The 20,583-nt window shown below is 62.4% G+C and carries 19 protein-coding genes; 16 read left to right on the top strand and 3 right to left on the bottom strand.

Going from position 1 to position 20,583, the window contains the following annotated elements; translation table 11 throughout:
• Positions 1-28: 28 nt before the first annotated feature.
• Positions 29-232, bottom strand: coding sequence for a hypothetical protein (locus ASD50_RS01425; protein ID WP_056234847.1), 204 nt, complete (start codon positions 230-232; stop codon positions 29-31).
• 280 nt (positions 233-512) lie between these two features.
• On the opposite strand from ASD50_RS01425, the gene topA reads away from it, so the two are divergent.
• From topA to ASD50_RS01450, 5 genes are all read left to right on the top strand, one after another.
• On the top strand, positions 513-3,134 hold the full coding sequence (gene topA, locus ASD50_RS01430; RefSeq protein WP_056234851.1) for a type I DNA topoisomerase: 2,622 nt from the start codon (positions 513-515) through the stop codon (positions 3,132-3,134).
• A 5-nt stretch (positions 3,135-3,139) separates the two neighbouring features.
• Positions 3,140-5,440, top strand: a complete 2,301-nt coding sequence (rnr, locus tag ASD50_RS01435) for a ribonuclease R (protein ID WP_056234854.1) — start codon at positions 3,140-3,142, stop codon at positions 5,438-5,440.
• Positions 5,440-5,874 (top strand): DUF983 domain-containing protein, encoded by a 435-nt coding sequence (locus tag ASD50_RS01440; RefSeq protein WP_056234857.1) that lies wholly within the window; start codon positions 5,440-5,442, stop codon positions 5,872-5,874. The genes rnr and ASD50_RS01440 overlap by 1 nt, the downstream gene beginning before the upstream one ends.
• Before the next feature lie 92 nt (positions 5,875-5,966).
• Entirely contained in the window at positions 5,967-6,707 is a 741-nt protein-coding gene (locus ASD50_RS01445) for an NUDIX hydrolase (protein WP_056234861.1), read from the top strand.
• Positions 6,708-6,836: 129 nt separating this feature from the next.
• On the top strand, positions 6,837-8,018 hold the full coding sequence (locus ASD50_RS01450; RefSeq protein WP_056234865.1) for an MFS transporter: 1,182 nt from the start codon (positions 6,837-6,839) through the stop codon (positions 8,016-8,018).
• Here the strand turns inward: ASD50_RS01450 and ASD50_RS01455 are convergent.
• Both ASD50_RS01455 and ASD50_RS01460 read right to left on the bottom strand, forming a co-directional pair.
• Positions 8,015-8,449 (bottom strand): acyl-CoA thioesterase, encoded by a 435-nt coding sequence (locus tag ASD50_RS01455; RefSeq protein WP_056234871.1) that lies wholly within the window; start codon positions 8,447-8,449, stop codon positions 8,015-8,017. The genes ASD50_RS01450 and ASD50_RS01455 overlap by 4 nt on opposite strands.
• 4 nt (positions 8,450-8,453) lie before the next feature.
• Positions 8,454-9,614 carry an iron-containing alcohol dehydrogenase gene (locus ASD50_RS01460; RefSeq protein ID WP_056235082.1) on the bottom strand — a complete coding sequence of 387 codons (1,161 nt, stop codon included), beginning with the start codon at positions 9,612-9,614 and terminating at the stop codon, positions 8,454-8,456.
• Positions 9,615-9,870: 256 nt separating this feature from the next.
• On the opposite strand from ASD50_RS01460, the gene ASD50_RS01465 reads away from it, so the two are divergent.
• From ASD50_RS01465 to purF, 11 genes are all read left to right on the top strand, one after another.
• A complete protein-coding gene (locus ASD50_RS01465; RefSeq protein WP_056234876.1) occupies positions 9,871-10,248 on the top strand; it encodes a YkvA family protein in 378 nt (125 codons plus the stop codon).
• A 297-nt stretch (positions 10,249-10,545) separates the two neighbouring features.
• On the top strand, positions 10,546-11,031 hold the full coding sequence (gene rpsF / locus ASD50_RS01470; RefSeq protein ID WP_056234881.1) for a 30S ribosomal protein S6: 486 nt from the start codon (positions 10,546-10,548) through the stop codon (positions 11,029-11,031).
• Positions 11,031-11,279, top strand: a complete 249-nt coding sequence (gene rpsR / locus ASD50_RS01475) for a 30S ribosomal protein S18 (RefSeq protein WP_024923879.1) — start codon at positions 11,031-11,033, stop codon at positions 11,277-11,279. Before rpsF ends, rpsR begins: the two co-directional genes overlap by 1 nt.
• A 255-nt stretch (positions 11,280-11,534) precedes the next feature.
• Complete coding sequence (gene rplI, locus ASD50_RS01480) at positions 11,535-12,113, top strand: 50S ribosomal protein L9 (RefSeq protein WP_056234884.1); 579 nt, start codon at positions 11,535-11,537, stop codon at positions 12,111-12,113.
• A gap of 133 nt (positions 12,114-12,246) precedes the next feature.
• Positions 12,247-13,566, top strand: coding sequence for an SAM-dependent methyltransferase (locus ASD50_RS01485; RefSeq protein ID WP_056234887.1), 1,320 nt, complete (start codon positions 12,247-12,249; stop codon positions 13,564-13,566).
• 95 nt (positions 13,567-13,661) lie between these two features.
• Positions 13,662-13,985, top strand: coding sequence for a YnfA family protein (locus ASD50_RS01490; protein WP_056234890.1), 324 nt, complete (start codon positions 13,662-13,664; stop codon positions 13,983-13,985).
• A gap of 3 nt (positions 13,986-13,988) precedes the next feature.
• Positions 13,989-14,954 carry a small ribosomal subunit Rsm22 family protein gene (locus ASD50_RS01495; protein ID WP_056234893.1) on the top strand — a complete coding sequence of 322 codons (966 nt, stop codon included), beginning with the start codon at positions 13,989-13,991 and terminating at the stop codon, positions 14,952-14,954.
• A 193-nt stretch (positions 14,955-15,147) separates the two neighbouring features.
• A complete protein-coding gene (locus ASD50_RS01500; protein WP_056234897.1) occupies positions 15,148-16,638 on the top strand; it encodes a replicative DNA helicase in 1,491 nt (496 codons plus the stop codon).
• A 9-nt stretch (positions 16,639-16,647) separates the two neighbouring features.
• Positions 16,648-18,063, top strand: coding sequence for a DNA repair protein RadA (gene radA / locus ASD50_RS01505; protein ID WP_056234900.1), 1,416 nt, complete (start codon positions 16,648-16,650; stop codon positions 18,061-18,063).
• Positions 18,064-18,090: 27 nt separating this feature from the next.
• Positions 18,091-18,750, top strand: coding sequence for a CvpA family protein (locus ASD50_RS01510; RefSeq protein ID WP_056235084.1), 660 nt, complete (start codon positions 18,091-18,093; stop codon positions 18,748-18,750).
• Between the two features lie 349 nt (positions 18,751-19,099).
• On the top strand, positions 19,100-20,569 hold the full coding sequence (gene purF / locus ASD50_RS01515) for an amidophosphoribosyltransferase (RefSeq protein WP_056235089.1): 1,470 nt from the start codon (positions 19,100-19,102) through the stop codon (positions 20,567-20,569).
• The last annotated feature ends 14 nt before the right edge of the window (positions 20,570-20,583 follow it).

The following is a 20,583-nucleotide window of genomic DNA, read 5'->3' on the forward strand; positions in this document are numbered from 1 at the left end:
CCGGGCGCAAAGGCGGCCGGAGCCATTTTCATGCCACGCCCTTGCGGCCATCCTGCTGGACCCGCGCGGGGCGCTCGCCGCGGATGATGTCGCTGGCTTCAACATAGGCCATCTCGATCAGGTAGGCGAGCATGTCGCAGCGCTCGGCTTCCGCCATCGTGCGCAACTGGCCAAGCATCGACTGCATGTAATCGAGCGTTTCCGTGCGCCGTCTTGCATAAGTGTGCCGCATCAAGAAAACAGTTCCTCTTCCGGCCGCGCGACATCACCGCACGATCGAATTCACGTCAATCTACCCGAGAGTGATTTGCCCCTTTCGAGTGTGCGGCAAGTCTAGATCGCTTATCTTAAATTGCAAATGTTTCTTTTTATGCAACTTTTAGTTGTATATGGGTCAAATTGAGGGATGACCCTTGACCGAATGGAAAAGCACGGCCATTTGACGGACGATTTAGAGAAATGTGTCGTGGCGGCATATTCCCTTCCGCCTCACCAAGAAAATACAGGCAGAAATGGACGTCGTCGTCGTCGAATCGCCGGCCAAAGCGAAAACCATCAACAAGTACCTTGGGCGGAACTATAAGGTTCTGGCCTCGTTCGGCCATGTCCGCGACCTGCCGGCCAAGGACGGCTCGGTACGTCCGGACGATGATTTTTCCATGTCCTGGTCAGTCGATACTGCCTCCGGCAAGCGGCTTGCCGATATCGCCAAGGCAGTCAAGGACGCAGACGGCCTGATCCTCGCCACCGACCCGGATCGCGAGGGCGAAGCGATTTCATGGCATGTGCTCGAGGTCTTGAAACAAAAGCGCGTCTTGAAGGACAAGCCGGTCAGCCGGGTCGTCTTCAACGCCATCACCAAGAATTCCGTCCTCGACGCCATGGCCAATCCACGCCAGATCGACGTGCCGCTGGTCGACGCCTATCTGGCGAGGCGAGCGCTCGACTATCTCGTCGGATTCACGCTGTCGCCTGTTCTGTGGCGCAAGTTGCCCGGCGCCCGCTCGGCTGGCCGCGTGCAATCGGTTGCGCTGCGGCTCGTCTGCGAGCGCGAATCGGAGATCGAACGGTTCATCCGCGAGGAATACTGGCAGATTGCCGCAATCCTCGGCACGCCGCGCAAGGAAAGCTTCGAGGCGAGGCTGACCGCCTATGAAGGCAAGAAGCTGCAGAAGCTCGACATCAAGAACAAAGACCAGGCCGACGGCATCAAGGCGATGTTGGAAGGGGCTACCTTCCGGGCCTTGTCGGTCGAGGCAAAGCCGACCAAGCGCAATCCGGCACCGCCTTTCACCACGTCGACCTTGCAGCAGGCCGCCTCCTCGCGCCTCGGCTTTTCGGCCAACCGCACCATGCAGGTGGCGCAGAAGCTCTATGAGGGCATGGACATAGGCGGCGAGACCGCAGGTCTCATCACCTACATGCGAACCGACGGCGTGCAGATGGCGCCGGAGGCGATTTCGGCCGCGCGCGCCGCCATCGGCAAGGAATTCGGCGACAAATACCTGCCGGAAAAGCCGCGCTACTATTCGGCCAAGGCCAAGAACGCTCAGGAAGCGCACGAGGCGATCCGCCCGACCGACTTCTTCCGCACGCCGGCTTCGGTCAGGCAATATCTCGATGCCGACCAGTTCCGGCTCTACGATCTCGTCTGGAAGCGCGCCATCGCCAGCCAGATGAACGCCGCCGAAATCGAACGCACGACGGCCGAGATCGAAGCCGTCAACGGCCCGCGCAACGCTGCCCTGCGCGCCGTAGGTTCGGTGATCCGCTTCGACGGCTTCATCGCCGCCTATACCGACCATCGCGACGAGGATTCGGAAGACGAGGAAAACCGTCGCCTGCCCGAAATCCGTTCCGGCGAGCAGATGGCGCGTGAAACGATCAACGCGACCCAGCATACGACCGAGCCGCCGCCGCGCTACTCGGAAGCCTCGCTGATCAAGAAGCTGGAAGAGCTCGGCATTGGCCGCCCTTCCACCTATGCGGCGACGCTGAAGACGCTGGAAGACCGCGAATATGTCACCATCGACAAGCGACGCCTGATCCCTCAGGCCAAGGGCCGGCTGGTGACGGCGTTCCTGGAAAGCTTCTTCGAGAAATATGTCGAGTATGACTTCACGGCATCGCTCGAGGAAAAGCTCGACGAGATTTCCGACGGCAAGCTCGCCTGGAAGGACGTGCTGCGCGATTTCTGGAAGGACTTCTCGACTTCGGTCGACGACATCAAGGAACTGCGCGTTACCGACGTGCTCGATGCGCTGAACGAAGAGCTGGCTCCGCTGGTGTTCCCTGTTCGGGAAGACGGCTCGAACCCACGCATCTGCCCGAAATGCGGAAGCGGCAACCTGTCGCTGAAGCTTGGCAAATACGGCGCCTTCGTCGGCTGCTCGAACTACCCCGAATGCGGCTATACGCGCCAGCTCGGCGAAAACGGCAACGGCAATGGCGAAAACGGTGCGGCCGACGACGGTACCAGGGTGTTGGGCAAGGACCCGTACACCGCCGAGGAGATCACGCTACGGTCTGGCCGTTTTGGCCCATATGTACAGCGCGGCGACGGCAAGGAGGCCAAGCGCTCGAGCCTGCCCAAGGGCTGGAGCGCCTCGACCATCGACCATGAGAAGGCGCTGGCGCTTCTGTCATTGCCGCGCGACGTCGGCAAGCATCCCGAAAGCGGCAAGATGATTTCAGCCGGGCTGGGACGCTATGGGCCGTTCGTGCTGCATGACGGCACCTATGCCAACCTCGACTCGATCGAGGATGTGTTCTCGATCGGCCTCAATCGCGCCGTCACCGTGATTGCGGAAAAGCAGTCGAAGGGCAAAGGCGGCCGCAATGGCGGCACGCCGGCAGCGCTCAAGGAACTTGGAGACCATCCGGATGGCGGCGGCAAGATTGTCGTGCGCGACGGCAAGTACGGGCCCTATGTCAATTTCGGCAAGGTCAACGCGACGCTGCCGAAGGGCAAGGACCCGCAGACCGTCACCATGGACGAGGCACTGGCCCTGATCGCCGAAAAGGAAGCCAAGGGCGGCGGCGGCAAGAAGCCATTCCGCAAGGCGGCGGGGAACGGCAAGCCGGCGGCGAAGAAGACAACTGCCAAGAAGCCGGCTTCGAAAAAGAAGGAATAGCCAGCGTGGCGCGCAGGATCTCGGGACGAAGCCATGGCGATCCGCGCTCTGCCGACACCCGCCGAGGGTCAGCCGACCAGTACCGGCCCTCGCGCGACGAAATCCTGCGCTATATCGCTGAAAATCCGGATCGGACCGGCAAGCGCGACATCGCCAAGGCGTTTTCGCTGCGCGGCGACGACCGCATCTGGTTGAAGGACCTGTTGCGCGATCTGGCTGACGAGGGCCTGCTCACCAAGGAACGCAAGCGGCTCACCCGCGCTGGCGCCGTTCCGCATGTGGCGGTGCTCGACATCTACGGCCGTGACGGCGACGGTGTTCTCCTGGCGCACCCGACGGAATTTTCCGGCAACGGCAACCCGCCTGTGGTGGCGATCCGCATCTCTCGCGGCGGCGTTGCGCCGGGTATTGGCGACCGCGTACTGGCCAAGGCCTTCCCGACCGACGATCCTTCCGGACCCGCCTACACGGCGCGGGTGATGAAGATTTTCGAGAAGCGCAACGACGCCGTGCTCGGCGTCTTTCGCGTGCTCCCGGACGGCAGCTTCCGCATAGAGCCGGTCGAGCGGCGCCAGCCGGAACTGATCGTCGACAAGGAATTCCAGAACGGCGCCAATAACGGCGACCTAGTCGAAGTGGAGCCTGCGCGCGCCAACCGCTATGGCCTGCCGCGCGCCAAGGTGATTTCCGTGCTGGGATCGCTGACCAGCGAAAAGGCGGTCTCGATGATCGCCATCCACGCGCATGACATTCCCCACATCTTCCCGCAGGACGTGCTTGCCGAAGCCGAGGCATTGAAGCCGGTGACGCTGGGCAACCGCGAAGACTGGCGCGCGCTGCCGCTCATCACCATCGATCCGGCAGATGCCAAGGACCATGACGATGCCGTGTTTGCCGAGCCGGATACCGACGAGAAGAACGTCGGCGGCGTCCTCGTCACCGTCGCCATTGCCGATGTATCGGCCTATGTACGGCCCAATTCCGCGCTCGACCGTGAAGCGCTGAAGCGTGGCAACTCGGTCTATTTCCCCGACCGTGTCGTGCCGATGCTGCCCGAACGCATCTCCAACAATCTGTGTTCGCTGCGCGAGGGCGAGGACAAGCCGGCGATTGCCGTTCGCATGACCTTTTCGGCCGATGGCCGCAAGGTCAGGCATTCCTTCCACCGCATCCTGATGAAGTCGGCTGCCAAGCTTGCCTATCCACAGGCGCAGGCTGCCATCGACGGCGCACCGGACGACAAGACCGGTCCTATCATCGAAACCGTGCTGAAACCGCTTTGGGAGGCGTATGCCGTACTCAAGCGGGGCAGAAATGCGCGCGAACCGCTGGAACTCGACCTGCCGGAGCGCAAGATCCTGCTCAAGGAAGACGGCACGGTCGACAAGGTGGTGGTGCCGGAGCGGCTCGACGCGCACAAGCTCATCGAAGAATTCATGATCCAGGCCAACGTGGCCGCAGCCGAAACGCTGGAAGGCAGGAAGCAGGCGCTGATCTATCGCATCCACGACGCGCCATCGCTCGCCAAGCAGGAATCGCTGCGCGAATTCCTGCAAACGCTCAGCCTGTCGCTGGCACGCGGCGCACAGATGCGGCCATCCCAGTTCAACAGTATCCTGGAGCGCGTTCGCGGCGCCGACAACGAGGCGCTGGTCAACGAAGTGGTGCTTCGATCCCAGAGCCAGGCCGAATATTCGCCAGCCAATATCGGCCATTTCGGGCTCAATCTCAGGCGCTACGCCCATTTCACCTCGCCGATACGCCGCTATGCCGACCTGATCGTGCACCGCGCGCTGATTGCTGCGCTTGGACTTGGTGAAGGTGGGCTGACCCGCGACGAGGAGGCACGGCTTGAGGAAATCTCGGCGCTGATTTCGGCCAGCGAGCGCCGCGCCATGGCAGCCGAGCGCGATACGGTGGACCGGCTGATCGCAGCCTATCTAGCCGAGCGCATCGACGACCGCTTCGACGCCCGCATCTCCGGCGTCACCAAGGCGGGACTATTTGTCCAATTGCCGCAGTACGGCGCAGATGGCTTTATCCCGGTGTCATCCTTGGGTGGCGATTACTATATATACGACGAAACGGCGCGATCGCTTTTCGGAGAGCGCAGCGGAAAAGGCTATCAGCTTGCGGACCGGGTCGAGGTTCGCCTCGTCGAAGTCGCCCCGATGGCAGGTGCCATGCGCTTCGAGATGCTGACCGAGCCGAAACCGCTGCCGGGCTCCAGGCGATCGTTTCACAAGGCGAAGGGCCGTGCCCGCGCCTCGCAGAATCGACCGGGCCCGCGCGGCAGGAGACGATGATGGAACAACAGGTTTTCGGTGGCGAACACCAGTCCGGCAGACCGGCGCGACCTTTGTGGGAAGCGATGAAGCACGGCTTTTTCGGCCGTTGCCCGCACTGCGGCGAAGGCAAGCTCTTCCGCGCGTTCGTCAAGCCGGTCGACAAATGCGAGGTTTGCGGCGAAGACCTGCACCATCACCGCTCGGACGACCTTCCCGCCTATCTGGTAATCGTCGTCGTCGGGCACGTCGTGCTAGGCGGCTTCATGGCCATTGAGATGACCTCGACGTGGTCGATGTGGCAGCATATGGCGCTGTGGACACCGGTGACGCTGATCATGGCGCTCGGGTTGCTGCAACCGATCAAGGGCGCTGTCATCGGCCTGCAATGGGCGAACTATATGCATGGCTTCGGCGGTGAACCGGACCAACTGGAAGCTCATCCGGAGCTTTAGGACGTCGGCCGGCAAAAAATTGCCGGCGTGGCGCAATGGTGCACCGGCGATCGCCTCTTTCATGCCGGTCAAGTTTCCGCTAGGTCGAGTACATGCATGGATTGACACGGGCGGAAGTCGACAAGGTCGAAAGCGCCGAAATGGAAGTCAAGGCTGCCCCGCTGCGCCCGCGTGACGCGGCGACGCTGCTTTTGCTCGACCGCAAGGGCAGCGAGGTCCTGGTGCTGATGGGTCGCCGTCACGCCAATCACGCTTTCATGCCGGGCAAGTTCGTGTTTCCCGGCGGGCGCACCGACCCTGCCGACAGCCGCATCGACGTAGCCTCGAACCTCCATCCCGCAGAAGAAGCCAAGCTGACGGCTCGAGCCGGCCGCACGAGTGCGGTGCGAGCCCGGGCCATCGCGCTTTCGGCCATCCGCGAGACTTACGAGGAAGCAGGCCTGCTAATCGGCACCAAGGGGCCTTTCTCAAGCAGCAAGCACGACTGGCAAGGCTTCGTCACGCACTGCGTGCAGCCATCGCTTGCGAGCGTGCGGTTCGTTGCCCGCGCGATAACACCGCCTGGGCGCGTGCGGCGCTTCGACACGCGCTTTCTGGCCGCCTGGCGCAGCGACGTGGCCGTGGAACTGCCTGACGGCGGACCGACCAACGAGCTTGAAGAGCTGGTCTGGCTGCCGCTTGACGAAGCCAAGGAAACCGACGTCCCCACGATTACCCGCACCATTTTGGGCGAAGTTGAAAGGCGGCTCGCCGACGACCCCCTGTTGCGACCCGGCGGGCCGGTGCCGTTCTATCGCATGCAGCACAACCGTTTCATCCGCGATTTCCTTTAATCAGTTCCAGTACGGATTTCCTGCCTTGGTGGTTCAAAACACCCCTTGCTGCCCCGAAGGTCGCACCTGCTCCAGCAGGCGGGCGCGGCTGGTTTTCGGACAGCTCAGTGTCGAACGGGTAGCCGGGCAATGACGGCTGATTCCGACACACAGGCAGCGGAGCGCGTTCACTGGCTGCCGATGATCGCGGCCATTTCCTCGATCAGCGTGGTTGGCATCGCCATCGGCCTCGGCATGCCACTGCTCAGCGTCATTCTCGAAACACGCGGCCACTCCGCCACGATGATCGGCCTCAACACGGCTGTTGCGGGCGTCGCCTCCATTGCCGCTGCGCCCCTTGCAACGCCGCTTGCGACGCGCTTTGGGGTGGCATGGACAATGCTAGCGATGATCGCGATCGGAGCACTCTCGTTTGTCGGCTTTCATTTCGCACCGGCGTTCTGGATGTGGTTTCCGCTGCGCGCGATGCTGCATCTGGCGCTCACCATCCTGTTCATCCTGTCGGAATTCTGGATCAGCACGTCTGCCCCGCCGCAGCGGCGCGGCCTTGTGCTCGGCATCTATGCAACCGTGCTGTCGCTGGGTTTTGCCGCAGGTCCGTGGCTGTTCGCGCAACTGGGCAGCACCGGATTCATGCCGTTCGGCGTCACCATCGTGCTGGTCACGCTCGCAGCTATCCCGGTGCTGGCGGCGCGCAACGAAAGCCCCGTCATTTCTCCGCACGAGGACCATGCAGGCTTCATCCGCTACATCTGGCTGGTGCCGACCGCGACTGCGGCTGTGCTGGTATTCGGCGCGGTAGAGACCGGTGGTTTCGCGCTGTTTCCCGTCTACGGCAACCGCATCGGCTATTCGGAAGCGGACGCCGCGCTGCTTCTGACCATGATCGGCCTCGGCAATGTGCTTTTGCAGATCCCGATCGGCATGATCAGCGACAGGGTCAGGGACCGGCGCTACATCCTGCTTTTGTGCGCGGCCGTTGGCCTGCTCGGCACCATGTTCATGCCGCTGTTTGCGCAGAACTGGCACCTGATGGCCGGCCTGCTGTTCGTCTGGGGCGGCGTCGTGGCGGCGCTCTACACGGTCGGGCTTGCGCATCTCGGCTCGCAACTGTCCGGCCATGAGCTTGCGTCAGCCAACGCCGCCTTCGTCCTGTGCTACGGCATCGGCATGGTGCTCGGCCCCCAGGCCATCGGCATCGGCATGGATCTGCTAGGCCCTGCCGGTTTCGGATGGTCACTGGCGCTGTTCTTCGGTGGCTACATGGTGCTGGCTATCGGCCGCGTGATCCTGAAGGTATCGAAAGGCTAGGAAATCGACGCCAGCGCGGTGCGCAGCCTGTCGCCAATGGGGTTCGGCCGCCTTGTCGTGCGGTCGACATAGACGTGGACGAAAAAGCCCTCGGCCGCCGCGCGTTCGTCGTCGTTGCGAAACAGTGCAATCTCGTAGCGCACGGACGAAGTGCCCAGCTTTCCCACTCTCAGACCTGACGTTATCGTATCCGGATAGCCCATTTCCGCGAAATAGCGGCAGCCGGTTTCGACAACCAGCCCGATGCGGTCGCCGCCGTAAATGTCGAGCAGGCCGTTTTCGATCAGCCAGCAATTTACTGTCGTGTCGAACAACGTGTAATGCACCGAATTGTTCATGTGGCCGTAGACGTCGTTGTCGAGCCAGCGGGTCGGGATGGTGCGGAACACCTTGTAGGCATCGCGTGTCGAAGGCGCCGGGCGTTCGCTCATCGTTTCACCAGGCCGCCTTGTAGATCGCCAACGCGTCGGCCTCGGCAAGCGGGCGCGGATTGTTGACCAGAAGCCTGGCCTGCTTCATGGCATCCGACGCCATCTTGGCGAGATGCTCCTCGCCGATGCCGACATCGCGCAGCCGCGGCGGCAGGCCAAGCCGCTTCGACAATGCTGCCAGTTCCTCGATGAAGGCGGCGCAGCGCCCCTGTGCACCCTCGCCTGCGTCGAGCTTCGGAAACGCATCGGCCGCGATCTCGGCATAAAGATGCGCTGCCTGTGGCGCGTTGAAGCGCAGCACATGCGGCAGGACAAGCGCATTCGAGAGGCCGTGCGGCACATGGAACGTACCGCCGATGGGATAGGCCAGCGCATGCACGGCAGCGACCGGCGAATTGGCGAAGGCCTGCCCTGCCAGCATGGAACCCAAAAGCATGGCGCCGCGAGCGGCGATGTCCTTGCCATTGTTGACTGCGGTTTCGATGTTTGCGCCCAGCAATTGCAGCGCCTGCCGGGCCAGCATCTTCGACAAAGGGTTGTTGTTGGCGTTGGTCGAAGCGTAGGATTCGATCGCGTGCACCATGGCGTCAACGCCTGTGGCAGCGGTGATCGCCGGCGGCAGGCCGAGCGTCAGTTCGGCATCGAGCAACGCGATATCCGGCAGGATGACCGGCGACGACACGCCGCGCTTTTCCTCTTCGCCCACGGTGATGATGGAAACCGGCGTGACTTCGGAACCGGTACCGGCGGTAGTGGGGACAAGCGCCAGCGGCAGGCGCGGCCCCTTGGCATTGGCAACGCCCCAGGCCTCGTCGAGCGCTTCGCCAGAGCCGACCAGCAAGGCAGCGAGCTTGGCGACGTCGAGCGATGATCCGCCACCAAAGCCCACGACACCGCTGATCGAGGCAGCACGCCCCGCCTCCACCGCCTTGTTGAGCGTCGCCAGCGAAGGATCGGCTTCGACCGCATCGAAAACGGTCACTTTGGCGCCTTCATCTTCCAGCGAGCGGATGGCGCCGTCGCAAAGGCCAAGCTTGCGCAGGCCCGGATCGGTAACGAGCAGGATACGCGCGCCGAGCTTCTTGCCGGCAAGCTTGCCGAGGCGCTTCGACGCGCCCGCCTCGAAAACAATGGAAGGGGTCGTGGCGAAGGTGAAGGGGGTCATTTCAGTCATTCCATCTGCAATCGTCCAGGATGCGAAGCTTTCCAAATCGGACGCGGCGTCGCACCGGATCGCTGAAATCTTTCTGCACGACTTCCAGCGGAGAAACGGACAGCGACGATACCTTACAGACCGTCGATGCTACCGGGCAACGACCGGCACGGCACATTTGTTCGCTCGTCACCCCTTCTTTAGAATGATATGGGCTGCGGCATACACGCCTCCGCGGGCAGATGCGCGCCAATGGATACCGTGTTCGATGTTGGAACGAGCAAAGCGTTGGGCGCGAACCCTCAAGCGAGATGTGGTGGCGCTTTGGATCGCCGCGCGCGATGCGCGCACGCCGTGGTATGCCAAACTGGCTGCCGGCACAGTGGCCGCCTATGCGCTGAGCCCCATCGACCTCATTCCGGACTTCGTGCCGGTGCTCGGCTATCTGGACGATCTCGTCATCGTACCTTTGGGTATCGCACTCGCCATCCGCCTTGTTCCGCCCGAACTCATGGCAGAATACCGCGCGAAGGCCGCCGAAGCGGCAAACCGCCCCCGCAGCCTGGTTGCCGCCGCAATGATTGCAGCGATATGGGTGCTGTCGCTCACGGCGCTCTGGTACTGGATACAACTCCAGACAGGCTGACGGCGATCCGAGGCCGTTCGGAAAGCACGAAGACCGGCAGGCTTTGCGCTCGGCCCTTGTCATCCCGCCAATTTCCTGTATAGACGCCCGCAATCTGCCGGTCCTGGCTGGGGGCTGAACGGAGGGCCGTAGGTTTTCAAGAACCTACGACAGGAAGCCAGAAGCGCTTTTGCCTCCCGTGTCTCCGCTCTCGACCGTCTCGAAATGCTCCTTTCTTCCCCGTGTCAACGGGTCAAGAGAAGTTGCAGAGGCTTTAGCCGCCGGGGTCCGGGAGAGAAACGAAGAAAGGCAAGACAAATGGCTCTTTACGAACATGTGTTCCTTGCCCGGCAGGATCTGTCGCAGCAGCAGGTCGATGAGCTCGTTGAACGTTTCAAGGGCGTCATCACCGCAGGCGGCGGCTCGATTGGCCGGGTCGAGAACTGGGGACTGAAGTCACTCACCTACCGGGTCAAGAAGAACCGGAAGGCTTACTACACGCTTATGGACCTCACCTGCCCGCCGGCAGCGCTCAACGAAATGGAGCGCCAGATGGGCCTGTCCGAAGACGTCCTGCGCTTCATGACCGTAAAGGTCGACAAGCACGAGGAAGGCGTTTCGGCGATGATGCAGAAGCGCGAAGAGCGCTCCGAACGCGGCAGCTTCGGCGACCGCGGCGACCGTCCGTCGCGCGGCTTCGGTGACCGTGACCGTGGCGACCGCCCGGCTCGCTCGTTCGACCGCGATGGTGGCGGCGAGCGTGCTCCGCGCGCCCCGCGCAGCTTTGAAGGAGGTGCAGAATAATGGTCGACATCAACCAGATCCCGACCCGGCGCCCCTTCCATCGCCGCCGCAAGACCTGCCCGTTCTCCGGCGCCAACGCCCCGAAGATCGACTACAAGGACGTGCGTCTTTTGCAGCGCTACATTTCCGAGCGCGGCAAGATCGTGCCTTCGCGCATCACCGCCGTCAGCCAGAAGAAGCAGCGTGAACTCGCCCAGGCGATCAAGCGCGCCCGCTTCCTCGGCCTGCTGCCCTATGTGGTACGCTAAAGCATGATCCCGAAAAGTTGCAGACTTTTCGGATAAGATCATGCGACCTTAAGAAATCGGAGCGGGCGGTCCTGCGCCCGCTTCCTTCCACCGTGACGGGCATGGCTGGAAGCTGGAAAAATCCCGAGTTGAGACGGTTTTCCCGCCTCTAACTGCCGCAATGGGGCAGGACAGCGAAAAAGGTGCGAAAGCGCCCTCCGAGCTTCCTGCCTTTCCTATTCGTTTCCGCCCCTTGGGGCATGAAAGGACAAGAACATGGAAGTCATCCTTCTCGAACGCGTCTCGCGCCTCGGCCAGATGGGCGACACCGTCAAGGTCAAAGACGGTTTTGCCCGCAATTTCCTTCTGCCCAAGGGCAAGGCCCTGCGCGCCAACGAAGCCAACAAGAAGAAGTTCGAAGGCCAGCGCGCCCAGCTCGAAGCCCGCAACCTTGAGCGCAAGTCCGAGGCCCAGGCGGTTTCCGACAAGCTCGACGGCAAGAGCTTCGTGATCGTGCGCTCGGCTGGTGAAACCGGCCTGCTCTACGGTTCGGTCTCGACCCGCGACATCGCCGACCTGCTGACCGCCGAAGGCTTCAGCGTTGCCCGCAACCAGGTCGAACTGAACCACCCGATCAAGACCATCGGCCTGACCAACGTGGCGATTTCGCTGCATCCGGAAGTCGAGGTTACCATCACCCTCAACATCGCTCGCTCCACCGACGAGGCAGAGCGGCAGGCACAGGGCGAAGAACTGACCACCGCCGAGGCAATCTACGGCGACGACATCAACGACAACGCCCGTCCGGAGAACTTCTTCGACCCGAACGCCGAGTTCGAGGGCGAAGAAGCCTGATTTCGTTCAGACCTGAACATCTGGACCAAGAACCCGGGCTCCTGCCCGGGTTTTTTATGCCAGGAAACAACTTTTCAAAACAGTGATTTTCGCGCAAGATCGGGCAGCAGCGCTGTCTGACCGAGGGCGAGCCATGAACATCTTATTGCAACGGATTATCGACAAGGCCATCCACACCGGCAATCTGACAGTCACCGGCCCGAACGGCGCCACCAGAACCTATGGCGACGGCACCGGCGACAAGGTGCACATGGTCATTCACACCAAGCGGGCCGAGCGCGCGATTGCGCTGCACCCGTCACTCGCGATCCCCGAAGCATTCATGGAGCAGGAGCTCGATTTCGTCGAAGGCGACGTGCTGAGCTTCCTCCACCTCATCTACCAGAACCTTGGCATTTCGTGGACCGATTCAAGCTGGGGCAAGCTGCTCAATTCGGCGCGGCTGGCGTTCAGGCCCTTGCAGCAGCTCAACACCACCCGGCGTTCCAAGAAGAACGTCGAGCATCACTACGATCTCTCGGGCGCGCTCTACAAACTCTTCCTCGACGACGACATGCAGTATTCCTGCGCCTATTTCGAGCGGCCGGACATGACGCTGGAGGAGGCGCAACTGGCCAAGAAGCGCCACATCGCCGCGAAGCTCCGCATCAAGCCCGGCCAGAGCGTGCTCGACATCGGCTGCGGCTGGGGCGGACTGGGCCTTTACATCGCTAAGACCTTCGAATCCGAGGTGCTCGGCGTCACCCTATCCCACGAACAACATCAGGTGGCGACGGAACGAGCGCAGGCGGCGGGGCTGGACCGCAATGTGCATTTCGAAATCCGCGACTATCGCGACCTGTCCGAGCGCTTCGACCGCATCGTCTCGGTCGGCATGTTCGAGCATGTCGGCATCACGCAATACCAGACCTTCTTCGACAAGTGCGCGACCCTGTTGAAGCCGGACGGGGTGATGCTCCTGCACACGATCGGCCGCACAGCGCCGCCGACAACCACCAACGCCTTTATTCGCAAGCACATTTTCCCCGGCGGCTACATTCCCGCGCTGTCGGAAATGATGCCGGCCATCGAGAAATCGGGGCTTGCCGTCACCGACGTCGAAATCCTGCGCCTGCACTATGCCGAGACGCTGAAGCACTGGCGCGAACGCTTCCTCGCCAACCGCGACAAGGTCAAGGACATCTACGACGAACGCTTCTGCCGCATGTGGGAGTTCTATCTTTGCGGATCGGAAGCTTCGTTCCGCTGGCAGGACCTGGTCAATTTCCAGGTTCAACTGACCCGCAAGAACGACGTCCTGCCGATGACGCGCGACTATATCTCCAAATGCGAAAAGACGCTGGAGATGCATGAAATGGCGCACGGCAAGGCCGTCGCGCAGGATCAGCCGGCAAACGGGACAAAGGCGAGACCCAAGACCAGCCGCAATGGCAGGGTTTCCGACGGAAAATAACCCACGGCCACGCGATTGCCGGCCTCTTGGCTGCATCTGCTTGTAAACAGTGCCGATTGCGGCGAATAGGGTGGAGTCGCCGCCGGGAGCCCGCCATGACCTATGTTCTCTACACTGCCGCCGCACTTGCCGAGATCGCCGGATGCTTCGCGTTCTGGGCATGGTGGAGGCTGGACAAGTCGGCGCTCTGGCTTGCGCCAGGGCTGGTTTCGCTGATTCTTTTTGCCTGGCTGCTGACGCTGGTGGATAGTGACGCAGCAGGGCGCACCTATGCCGCATATGGCGGCATCTACATTGCCGCTTCGCTTTGCTGGCTCTGGCTGGCCGAAGGCGTGCGGCCCGATCGCTGGGACATGCTTGGCGCGATGGTGTGCCTGGCGGGCGCATCGCTCATTCTTTTCGCGCCGCGCGGGGCCTAGTCCTTGGAACTGCCTGCACAGCTCCGGCAAACCGTCGATGAATTGCTGGAAAACACGCCGCTTGCCGACCTGAAGGCGGCGGCCAAAACGTTGTCGGATCGCTATCGCACGGAAACCCGCGACGGTCGCCTTCACATGGCCGCGGATCTGGCGGTCAAGGCCTATCTCGCGACCCGCCTGCCCGCGACCTATGCCGCCGTGCGCGCCAGTCTCGACGCCATTGGTGACGCAAGGCCGGACTGGACGCCGGAGAGCCTGCTCGACATAGGTGCCGGCCCCGGAACCGTGCTGTGGGCGGCTTTCGACGCATGGCCGGAACTTCAGGGCGCGACGTTGCTTGAGGCAAGTGCCGCCGCTCGGCGCATCGGTGAAAGGTTGGCCGCAGGAGTTGCCGTGCCCCTGGACTGGAGAAGCGGCGACGCAACGATCGATCTTGACGAGTTGCAGGCTGCAGAACTGGTGACAGCCGCCTATGTGCTGGACGAGATCGTACCCTCTTCGCTGCCGAACCTGATCGAGCGGCTGTGGCAATTGAGTGCCGACACGCTGCTTCTGGTCGAGCCCGGCACGCCATCCGGGTGGCGACGGATCCTGGCGGCACGCACCCAATTGATCGCCGCCGGAGCACATGTGCTGGCCCCTTGCCCCCACCAACAGCCCTGCCCGATTGCCGCGCCGGACTGGTGCCATTTCGCCCGCCGCGTGGCGCGTTCGCGGCTTCACAGGCTCGCCAAGGATGCCGAGGTGCCGTGGGAGGACGAGAAATTCATCTATCTTGCGGCCACCCGCCAGCCGCTGGCCGCGGCGGGGCCACGCGTGCTTGCCCCGCCGAAAGCCGGCTCGGGCAAGGTGGACCTGAAGCTTTGCGGAACGGACGGGCAAGCGAGCCAACGCCTGTTTACCAAGCGAGACGGCGATGCCTTCAAGCGCGCGCGCCGGGCCGGCTGGGGCGACACGCTCGCCGATTGACGCAGCCATATATTCCTGTTTTGTTCCTGGAAATCCCGATCTCGATTCGAGTCAATGAGGATTCTTTCCACCGGAGGCGTCTGGCTGTGAATCGCGGGCAAGAACGGTCGTTCGGTTGGTTGTGATGCAGATATGTCAGCACCCCTTTTCGTCGTTCTGATATCGAGGAGCCGGATTAGCATTAGAGGGAATCATGGCTGAGGCAGCGCGCAAGTTCGGAGTGCCGGAAACACCGCTCTATCGCGAGGCGCCGAACAATATCGAGGCCGAGCAGGCGCTGCTCGGCGCCATTCTCGTCAACAACGATGCCTTCTACCGCGTTTCGGACTTCCTCAAGGCCTCGCATTTCTACGAACCGCTGCACCGCAAGATCTTCGAGGTTTCGGCCGAATTGATCCGCATGGGTAAGATGGCCAATCCGGTGACGATCAAGACCTTCCTGCCGGCGGACGAGAAGGTCGGCGACATGACGGTCGCGCATTATCTCGCCCGCCTCGCCGCCGAAGCCGTCACCGTCATCAACGCTGCCGACTATGGCCGCGCCATCTACGATCTCGCCACGCGCCGCGCCCTGATCACGGTCGGCGAGGACATGGTCAACATCGCCTATGACGCGCCTGTCGACATGTCGCCATCGGACCAGATCGAGGATGCAGAGCGGCGGCTGTTCGAACTGGCGGAAACCGGGCGCTACGACGGCGGCTTCGAAAGCTTCACCGATGCGGTCAAGACCGCCGTGGACATGGCCAATGCCGCCTATATGCGCGACGGCGGCCTTTCAGGCGTTGCCACCGGCCTGCGCGACCTCGACCGGCGCATGGGCGGCCTGCAATCCTCCGATCTGATCGTGCTTGCCGGTCGCCCCGGCATGGGCAAGACGTCGCTGGCCACCAACATCGCCTTCAACATCGCCGAGGCCTATCAACCCGCCCAGCAGGCGGATGGCTCGTTCAAGGCGGCAAATGGCGGCGTGGTCGGCTTCTTTTCGCTTGAAATGTCGTCGGAACAGCTCGCAACCCGTATCATTTCCGAGCAGACGGAAATTCCGTCATCGAAAATCCGCCGCGGCGAAATCAGCGAAGTGGATTTCGAAAAGCTGGTCGCCTGCTCGCAGACCATGCAGAAACTGCCGCTGTTCATCGACCAGACCGGCGGCATCTCGATCGCGCAGCTTGCAGCGCGCGCGCGACGCCTGAAGCGCCAGCGCGGCCTCGACGTCATCGTCATCGACTATATCCAACTCATGCAGGGCTCGTCCGCCAAGGCGAGCCAGGGCCGCGTGCAGGAAGTGACCGAGATCACCACGGGCCTGAAGGCTCTGGCCAAGGAACTGGGGGTGCCGATCATCGCGCTGTCGCAGCTGTCGCGACAGGTGGAAAGCCGCGACGACAAGCGCCCGCAGCTTTCGGACCTGCGCGAATCGGGCTCGATCGAGCAGGACGCCGACGTGGTGATGTTCGTGTTCCGCGAGGAATATTATCTCAAGAACAAGGAACCCAAGCTCGGCACGCCCGAATATGTGCAGTGGGAAAACGAGATGAACGAAGCCCGCGGCAAGGCAGAAGTCATCATCGCCAAGCAGCGACATGGCCCTACCGGCACGATCAGCCTCGGCTTCCAGGGCGAATTTACCCGTTTCTTCGACCTCGCCGAAGACAGCCATCTGCCGGAGAGGTTCGAGTAAGCCCCTCATATGGCCAAGTCTCGCGTTCAATTCATCTGCCAGAACTGCGGTTCGGTGCATCAGCGCTGGGCCGGCAAATGCGATGGCTGCGGCGAATGGAACACGCTCGTCGAGGAAGGCACCAGCGGCGGCATCGGCTCCGGGCCGGCATCGGCGAAGAATGCCCGCAAGGGCCGCGCCGTCGTGCTCACTACCCTGTCCGGCGAGATCGAGGATGCGCCGCGCATCGTCTCCGGCATCGGCGAGCTTGACCGCGCCACCGGCGGCGGTTTCGTGCGCGGCTCGGCACTTCTGGTCGGCGGCGACCCCGGCATCGGCAAATCGACGCTTCTGACGCAGGCGGCAGCGGCTTTGGCCAATCGCGGCCACCGCATCGTCTATGTCTCGGGCGAAGAAGCCGTCGCCCAGATCAGGCTGCGCGCCCAGCGTCTCGGCGTAGCCGACACGTCGGTCGAGCTCGCCGCAGAAACCAATGTCGAGGACATCCTCGCCACCATAGCCGACGGCAAGCGGCCTGACCTCGTCATCCTCGATTCGATCCAGACCTTGTGGACCGACCTTGCCGAATCGGCTCCCGGTACCGTCACGCAGGTCCGCGCGGCGGCGCAGGCGATGATCCGCTATGCCAAATCGACCGGTGCCGCCATCGTTCTGGTCGGCCATGTCACCAAGGAAGGCCAGATCGCCGGCCCGCGCGTGGTCGAGCACATGGTCGACGGCGTGCTCTATTTCGAGGGTGAAGGCGGCCACCACTATCGCATCCTGCGCACTGTGAAGAACCGTTTTGGACCGACCGACGAGATCGGCGTTTTCGAGATGTCGGACAAGGGCCTGCGCGAAGTGGCCAACCCGTCCGAACTTTTTCTTGGCGAACGACATGCCAAATCGCCCGGCGCGGCGGTCTTTGCCGGCATGGAAGGCACGCGGCCGGTGCTGGTGGAAATCCAGGCGCTTGTCGCTCCCTCCTCGCTCGGCACGCCAAGGCGTGCCGTGGTCGGCTGGGACGGCGCGCGGCTTTCCATGGTCCTTGCGGTGCTGGAAGCACATTGCGGCGTGCGTTTTTCCCAGCATGACGTCTATCTCAATGTGGCCGGCGGATACCGGATTTCGGAGCCTGCCGCCGATCTGGCGGTTGCCGCTGCCCTGGTTTCATCGCTCACCGGCCTTGCCCTTCCCGCCGATTGCGTCTATTTCGGCGAAATCAGCCTTTCGGGTGCAATAAGGCCGGTTGCCCATGCGCAACAGCGCCTCAAGGAAGCCGAAAAGCTGGGTTTTGGAAGCGCGGTGCTGCCCTTGGCAAGCTCAAAGGGCAGCGAGGAAATCACCGGAGGGATTGGGGCTGGTGCTTTTCGACCCACCGAGCTTGCCGACCTGGTGGCGCGCATCGCCGGCTCCCGCCGCAGCCGCGCCAACGAAGACGAATGATGCGGCTCATGAAGTGGGGCGATGACCATGCCGATTACGCTGCTTGACGGAATTCTCGTCGGCTTCACACTGGTTTCGGCGATGTTGGCAATGGTGCGCGGCTTTTCGCGCGAAGTGCTGTCGATCGCCTCCTGGGCGGCTTCCGCAGCAGCAGCGTTCTTCTTCTACAAGCCGGTGCTGCCCTACGTTCAGCCTTATATCGACAATGACAAGATCGCCATGGCGGCGGCGGCTGGCATCGTCTTCATCATCGCGCTGATCGTGGTGACGGTGATCACGATGAAGATCGCCGATTTCATCATCGATTCGCGCATCGGTGCGCTCGACCGCACGCTTGGCTTCCTTTACGGCGCGGCGCGCGGCATCCTCGTGGTGGCTGTCGGCCTCTTGTTCTTCAACTGGCTGGCCGGCGACAAGGCACCCGCATGGATTGAAGCTGCAAAGTCAAGGCCGCTCCTGGAATCGGTCGGCGCAAAGCTTGAAAGCCTGCTGCCGGAAGATCCCGAAAACGCCATCCTCAAGCGCCTCAATCAAGGCCAGCAGACCCCCGAAAGCGGAACAGCCGCACCGCCTGCCACTGAAGCTCCCGGAGCCGAAGCGCCGGCAGCAGACGGCAACGACGCAACCCCACCGGAAGACGGCGCCGACGTGCCGCCGGATGAAGAAGCCCCGGCGACCAATAACTGACGGCGTCGCACGGTCGTGAACTTCCCATTGCCGAAAGGCGATGGTGAGACTATATGGCGGCTTGAGGGCCAGGACCTGTTAATCTGATCGAAATGGCGCCTGAAACGGCTAAGAGATGCAAGAAGAAGCCCGCAGATCGATGGCCAGCCATCGGTCAAGGGCTTCGACGCCGCAGATCAACGCCGTTTCAGGCGTCCGAAGGGTGTGGCCCATATGGCCCGCTACTTCGTCGCGAAGGTCTTGAAAATGATGGATATTTACTTCGCCTTCGCTCCTCGTATCCGGCCATATGGCCTCACACCATTTCGACCAGATTAGCAGGTCCTGACCCTAACGGAGCTTGAGCTTGATGGCAGACGAACAGGACGTTCTCTCAGCCGAGGCCGATGACCATTTCCATGACGAATGCGGCGTGTTCGGCATTTTCGGCCGGCAGGACGCCGCGGCAATCGTCACGCTTGGCCTGCACGCGCTCCAGCATCGCGGCCAGGAAGCAGCCGGCATCGTTTCCTATGACGGCAGCCAGTTCCACGTCGAGCGCCATGTCGGCCTGATCGGCGACACCTTCACCAAGCAGCGCGTCATCGACAGCCTGCAGGGTAACCGAGCCATTGGCCACACCCGCTATGCCACCACCGGCGGCGCCGGCATGCGCAACATCCAGCCCTTCTTCGCCGAGCTGGCGGATGGCGGATTTGCCATCGCCCACAACGGCAATCTGACAAACGCCATGACCGTGCAGCGCGTGCTGCAAAAGCAGGGTTCGATCTTCTCGTCCACCTCGGACACCGAGACCATCCTGCACCTGGTGGCGACCAGCAAGGAACGCGATCTCAACGCCCGCTTCATCGATGCCGTGCGCCAGATCGAAGGCGCATTCTCGCTTGTTGCGCTGTCATCGAAGAAGATGATCGGCTGCCGCGATCCGCTGGGTATCCGCCCGCTGGTGCTGGGCGACCTCGACGGCGCATGGATTCTTGCATCCGAAACCTGCGCGCTCGACATCATCGGCGCGCGCTTCGTGCGCGACGTGAAGCCCGGCGAAATGGTGGTGGTAACGTCCAAGGGCGTTGAAAGCCTGTTTCCCTTCGAGCCGCAGAAGACACGCTTCTGCATCTTCGAATATGTCTATTTCGCGCGTCCGGACTCATCTGTCGAAGGCCGCAACGTATACGAAGTGCGCAAGCGCATCGGAGCTGAACTTGCGCGTGAAAACCCGGTGGACGCGGACCTTGTCGTTCCTGTGCCGGATTCCGGCACGCCGGCTGCCATCGGCTTTTCGCAGGAAGCCAACATGCCGTTCGAACTCGGCATCATCCGCAACCACTATGTCGGACGCACCTTCATTTCACCGGGTGATTCCATCCGCCACATGGGCGTGAAGCTGAAGCACAATGCCAATCGCCGGATGATCGAAGGCAAGCGCGTCGTGCTCGTCGACGATTCCATCGTGCGCGGCACCACCAGCCAGAAGATCGTTCAGATGGTGCGCGACGCGGGCGCCAAAGAAGTGCATATGCGCATCGCCTCCCCGCCGACGCGCGCATCCTGCTTCTACGGCGTCGACACGCCGGAAAAGTCGAAGCTTTTGGCGTCCCGCATGTCGGTCGAGGAAATGGCCGATTTCATTCGCGTCGATTCGCTCGGCTTCCTGACCATCGAAGGGCTTTACCGCGCCGTTGGCGAGGCAAACCGCAACAACGAGCAGCCGCAGTTCTGCGACGCATGTTTCACGGGCGAATACCCGACCCGGTTGGCCGACTTTGAAGGCTCCGACAATGTGCGGACCCTTTCGCTGCTGGCAGCAAGCGGATCGTAGTCGGTTCGACCAGC

Source organism: Mesorhizobium sp. Root552 (assembly GCF_001427285.1).
Classification (GTDB): domain Bacteria; phylum Pseudomonadota; class Alphaproteobacteria; order Rhizobiales; family Rhizobiaceae; genus Mesorhizobium.

What these genes read in the sequence shown, in the direction of transcription:
- ASD50_RS01425 (WP_056234847.1), bottom strand. Translation starts at nt 232, where the DNA reads ATGCGGCACACTTATGCAAGACGGCGCACGGAAACGCTCGATTACATG.
- topA (WP_056234851.1), top strand. Translation starts at nt 513, where the DNA reads ATGGACGTCGTCGTCGTCGAATCGCCGGCCAAAGCGAAAACCATCAAC.
- ASD50_RS01440 (WP_056234857.1), top strand. Translation starts at nt 5,440, where the DNA reads ATGGAACAACAGGTTTTCGGTGGCGAACACCAGTCCGGCAGACCGGCG.
- ASD50_RS01445 (WP_056234861.1), top strand. Translation starts at nt 5,967, where the DNA reads ATGCATGGATTGACACGGGCGGAAGTCGACAAGGTCGAAAGCGCCGAA.
- ASD50_RS01450 (WP_056234865.1), top strand. Translation starts at nt 6,837, where the DNA reads ATGACGGCTGATTCCGACACACAGGCAGCGGAGCGCGTTCACTGGCTG.
- ASD50_RS01455 (WP_056234871.1), bottom strand. Translation starts at nt 8,449, where the DNA reads ATGAGCGAACGCCCGGCGCCTTCGACACGCGATGCCTACAAGGTGTTC.
- ASD50_RS01460 (WP_056235082.1), bottom strand. Translation starts at nt 9,614, where the DNA reads ATGACCCCCTTCACCTTCGCCACGACCCCTTCCATTGTTTTCGAGGCG.
- ASD50_RS01465 (WP_056234876.1), top strand. Translation starts at nt 9,871, where the DNA reads ATGTTGGAACGAGCAAAGCGTTGGGCGCGAACCCTCAAGCGAGATGTG.
- rpsF (WP_056234881.1), top strand. Translation starts at nt 10,546, where the DNA reads ATGGCTCTTTACGAACATGTGTTCCTTGCCCGGCAGGATCTGTCGCAG.
- rpsR (WP_024923879.1), top strand. Translation starts at nt 11,031, where the DNA reads ATGGTCGACATCAACCAGATCCCGACCCGGCGCCCCTTCCATCGCCGC.
- rplI (WP_056234884.1), top strand. Translation starts at nt 11,535, where the DNA reads ATGGAAGTCATCCTTCTCGAACGCGTCTCGCGCCTCGGCCAGATGGGC.
- ASD50_RS01485 (WP_056234887.1), top strand. Translation starts at nt 12,247, where the DNA reads ATGAACATCTTATTGCAACGGATTATCGACAAGGCCATCCACACCGGC.
- ASD50_RS01490 (WP_056234890.1), top strand. Translation starts at nt 13,662, where the DNA reads ATGACCTATGTTCTCTACACTGCCGCCGCACTTGCCGAGATCGCCGGA.
- ASD50_RS01500 (WP_056234897.1), top strand. Translation starts at nt 15,148, where the DNA reads ATGGCTGAGGCAGCGCGCAAGTTCGGAGTGCCGGAAACACCGCTCTAT.
- radA (WP_056234900.1), top strand. Translation starts at nt 16,648, where the DNA reads ATGGCCAAGTCTCGCGTTCAATTCATCTGCCAGAACTGCGGTTCGGTG.
- ASD50_RS01510 (WP_056235084.1), top strand. Translation starts at nt 18,091, where the DNA reads ATGCCGATTACGCTGCTTGACGGAATTCTCGTCGGCTTCACACTGGTT.
- purF (WP_056235089.1), top strand. Translation starts at nt 19,100, where the DNA reads ATGGCAGACGAACAGGACGTTCTCTCAGCCGAGGCCGATGACCATTTC.